The sequence below is a fragment of the Agromyces sp. P1_H4 genome, from assembly GCF_056405255.1.
Genome location: NZ_JBFUCL010000373.1, coordinates 1 through 3,546, shown reverse-complemented (window position 1 = coordinate 3,546; position 3,546 = coordinate 1). Strand labels below are relative to the sequence as shown.

General features: G+C 74.2%; 5 protein-coding genes. 3 read left to right on the top strand and 2 right to left on the bottom strand.

What is annotated here, in order from left to right:
- Positions 1 to 622 (top strand): galactokinase (locus AC1DY2_RS17345; RefSeq protein ID WP_476763547.1); only part of this gene is annotated, 622 nt, incomplete at its 5' end.
- Positions 623 to 661: 39 nt separating this feature from the next.
- On the opposite strand, the gene AC1DY2_RS17340 is transcribed toward AC1DY2_RS17345, so the two are convergent.
- A complete protein-coding gene (locus AC1DY2_RS17340) occupies positions 662 to 1,234 on the bottom strand; it encodes a GNAT family N-acetyltransferase (protein ID WP_476763546.1) in 573 nt (190 codons plus the stop codon).
- Positions 1,231 to 1,752 carry a YbaK/EbsC family protein gene (locus tag AC1DY2_RS17335; RefSeq protein WP_476763545.1) on the bottom strand — a complete coding sequence of 174 codons (522 nt, stop codon included), beginning with the start codon at positions 1,750 to 1,752 and terminating at the stop codon, positions 1,231 to 1,233. The genes AC1DY2_RS17340 and AC1DY2_RS17335 overlap by 4 nt, the downstream gene beginning before the upstream one ends.
- Before the next feature lie 57 nt (positions 1,753 to 1,809).
- Here AC1DY2_RS17335 and AC1DY2_RS17330 point away from each other — a divergent pair, with 57 nt between their 5' ends.
- Positions 1,810 to 3,117: an APC family permease gene (locus AC1DY2_RS17330; protein ID WP_476763544.1), complete on the top strand. Its 1,308-nt coding sequence runs from the start codon at positions 1,810 to 1,812 to the stop codon at positions 3,115 to 3,117.
- A gap of 26 nt (positions 3,118 to 3,143) precedes the next feature.
- Positions 3,144 to 3,546 (top strand): gamma carbonic anhydrase family protein (locus AC1DY2_RS17325; protein WP_476763543.1); only part of this gene is annotated, 403 nt, incomplete at its 3' end.

Below are 3,546 nucleotides of genomic sequence, written 5' to 3'. Positions count from 1 at the left end.
GCTCCTCGGCGAGGCCGACGGCGGCGTCTTCCTCGACTGCCGCAGCCTCGACGCCGACGTGATCCCGCTCGGCTTCGCAGCCGACGGGCTCTCCCTCCTCGTCATCGACACGAAGGTCGAGCACGCGCACGCCTCGGGCGGGTACGCCGCTCGGCGCGCATCCTGCGAGGCGGGCGCCCGCGCCCTCGGCGTCGAGTCCCTCCGCGACGTGCGCCACGACGACCTCGGCCGTGCGGCCGAGCTGCTCGACGACGAGACGTTCCGCCGGGTGCGACACGTGGTGACCGAGGACCAGCGCGTGCTCGACACCGTGCGCACGCTGCGCGAGCAGGGACCGGGCGCGATCGGCCCGTTCCTCGACGCCTCGCACGTCTCCATGCGCGACGACTTCGAGATCTCGGTGCCCGAGCTCGACCTCGCGGTCGCGACCGCGCAGGCGCACGGCGCGATCGGGGCGCGCATGACGGGCGGCGGGTTCGGCGGCTCGGCCATCGCGCTCATGATCGACGACCTCGTGCCGGTCGTCACGCGCGAGGTGCTCGCGGCGTTCGCCGAGCGGGGCTACCGCGAGCCGTCGATCTTCGTGGTGCACCCGAGCCAGGGCGCGCGACGGGACGCGTAGGGTTCGGCTCGACGTCGGGTCAGCGCACGACCGCCTGGGTCAGCCAGCCGCCGGCCACTCCTCGGCGAGGATCCCGTAGGTGAAGCCGTCGACCCAGCCGAGTTCGGCATGCCACGAGTCGCGGACGCCGTGCTGTTCGCGCCGCATGCCGACCTTCTCCATGACCCGCCACGAGGCGACGTTGTCGGCGAAGCATCCGGCGGTCACCCGGTGGAGGCCGAGGTCGCCGAAGGCGAGGTCGAGCAGCGCGCGCGCGACATCGGTCGCGTACCCGTTGCCGGCGTACGCCGGATCGATGACGTAGCCGAGCAGCCCCTCGGCCCCACGCCACGCGTCGCCGTCGAACTGCCCCATGCCGTCGCGCACGTCGAGCGATCCCGTTCCGACCACGACGCCGTCGAGCACCGCCACGGCGGTGTGCTGGGCGGGATCGTCGACGCTCTCGAGCCATGCCCGCCTGAACGCCTCGGGGTCGACCGTGGTGCGCAGCAGCCAGCGGATGACCTCGGGGCGGTTCCGCCAGACGAGCACCTGGTCGAGGTCCTCGCTGGTCGGCGGTCGGAGGGTGAGCGGGCCCGCCGGGCGCGGCCACGCCACACGGTCGGATGTCACGTCGGGACCTCTGCGGATGCCTCGCCCGAGGGCTCCACGGGGCCGGGCGTGCCGCCCGTGATGCGCACGAGCTCGTCGAACGTCGTCGGGAAGACGGTCTTCGCGTGCCCCGCGGCGGCCCACACCTCGTCGTAGTCGGCCAGCTGCACGTCGACGATGGTGCGAACCGGCTCCGGATGCCCGACGGGCGCGACCCCGCCGATCACCTGGCCGGTGGCCGCCTTCACGGTCTCCTTCGATGCGCGACGGATGGTGCCGCCGAGGCGCTCGCCGAGCCACTCGGTGTCGACGCGGTGCGCGCCCGACGTGAGCACGAGGATCGGCTCGTCGTCGATCGTGAACACCAGCGAGTTGGCGATCTGCCCGACCTCGACGCCGAGCGCGTCGGCGGCGAGCTGCGCGGTGGTCACGGCGTCGTCGAACCAGACGATGCGCGGCTCGACCCCCTGCGCGGCGAGTGCGGCGGTGACGCGGTCGACGGCGGCGTGGGACGGCGTGGACGTCTGCTCGGCGGGCATGCGTCGATCCTACGAGTCGGCGACGAGCGCTTCACGCCCGTGGAGTAGGGTTCCGGCGTGACCGCGACTCCGTCCCCGCCCTCCGGGCGCCTGGCCCGCCGCCTCGGACTCCGCGACGCCGTGGCGATCGGCCTCGCGTCGATGATCGGCGCCGGCGTGTTCGCGGTGTGGCAGCCGGCCGCCGCGGCCGCCGGCCCGTGGCTGCTCGCGGGCCTCGTGATCGCCGCGTTCGTCGCGTACGCGAACGCGAGCTCGACCGGCCAGCTCGCGGCGCGCTACCCCGAGTCGGGCGGCGCATACCGGTACGGGCGGGAGCGGCTCGGCGAATGGCCGGGGTTCCTCGCGGGGTGGGGCTTCGTCGTCGGGAAGACGGCGAGCTGCGCGGCGATGGCGCTCACGGCCGCCGACTACCTGGTGCCGACGGCATGGGAGCGGCCCGTGGCCGTGGCGGCGGTCGTGGTGCTCGCGGGGGTCAACCTGCTCGGCATCACCCGCACGGCCCGGGCGGCGACCGTCATCGTGGTCGTGGTCCTGGCCGTGCTGGCGCTCGTGCTCGTCGCCGGTGCGACCCAGCTGTTCCGCGACGGCATCCCGGTGCAGCAGGAGGTGCCGGTCGCGCCCGGCGGCGGCTGGTACGGCGTGCTGCAGTCGGCGGGACTCCTCTTCTTCGCCTTCGCGGGCTACGCCCGCATCGCCACGCTCGGGGAGGAGGTGCGCGATCCCGCTCGCACGATCCCGAGGGCGATCGCCATCGCGCTCGGCATCGTCGTGGCGATCTACGCGGCCGTCGCGATCGTGCTCCTGCTCACCCTGGGCGCGGCGTACCTCGCGGCCGACGTGGACGCCCCGTTGACCGACCTCGTCCAGCTGAGCGGCTGGGAATGGGCGGTGCCGGTCGTGCAGGTGGGCGCCGCCGTGGCGGCCCTCGGCGCCCTGCTCGCCCTGATCGCCGGCATCGGCCGCACCACCCTCGCGATGGCGCGCGACCGCGAGCTGCCTGCGCCGCTCGCGGCGGTGCATCCGCGATCGCACGTGCCCTATGTCGCCGAGATCGCGGTGGCCGCCGCGATCGTCGGGCTGGTGCTCGTCGTCGACCTTCGGGGCGCGATCGGGTTCAGCTCCTTCGGCGTGCTCCTCTACTACCTCGTCGCCAACGCGTCGGCGTTCACCCAGCCTGCCCCCGAACGCCGCGTACCGCGCTGGCTCAACATCGCGGGGGCGATCGGATGCCTCGTGCTCGTCGCCACCCTGCCGATCCAGGCGGTCATCGGGGGCGTCGTGGTCTTCGCGATCGGAGCGGCGTACCGCCTCGTCGCATCGGCAGTCGGTCGCCGACGCCGCCGCGCACGCCGCGCCGACGGGTGACCGCGGCGCGAGCGTAGGCTGACGCCATGAGCGCCGACCCCTCCGCCCGCATCCTGACCATCGCCGACGTGCCGGCGCCCGTCGTGCACGAGCACGCCTTCGTCGCCGCGGGCGCGGTGATCGTCGGCGACGTGCGCCTCGCCGCAGGCTCGAGCGTCTGGTACAACGCGGTGCTGCGCGCCGAGGCCGAGCCGATCGTGCTCGGCGAGGACGCGAACCTGCAGGACACCGTGGTCTGCCATGTGGACGCCGGCTTCCCGCTCACGATCGGCCGGGGCGTCTCGGTCGGGCACGGCGCGGTGCTGCACGGCTGCACCGTCGAGGACGACTGCCTCATCGGCATGGGCGCGACGGTGCTGAACGGGGCCGTCATCGGCGCGGGGTCGCTCGTCGCGGCCGGGGCCGTCGTGCTCGAGGGCACGGTCGTGC

Coding starts and splice junctions, on each gene's coding strand:
- AC1DY2_RS17335 (WP_476763545.1), bottom strand. CDS start 1,752: ATGCCCGCCGAGCAGACGTCCACGCCGTCCCACGCCGCCGTCGACCGC.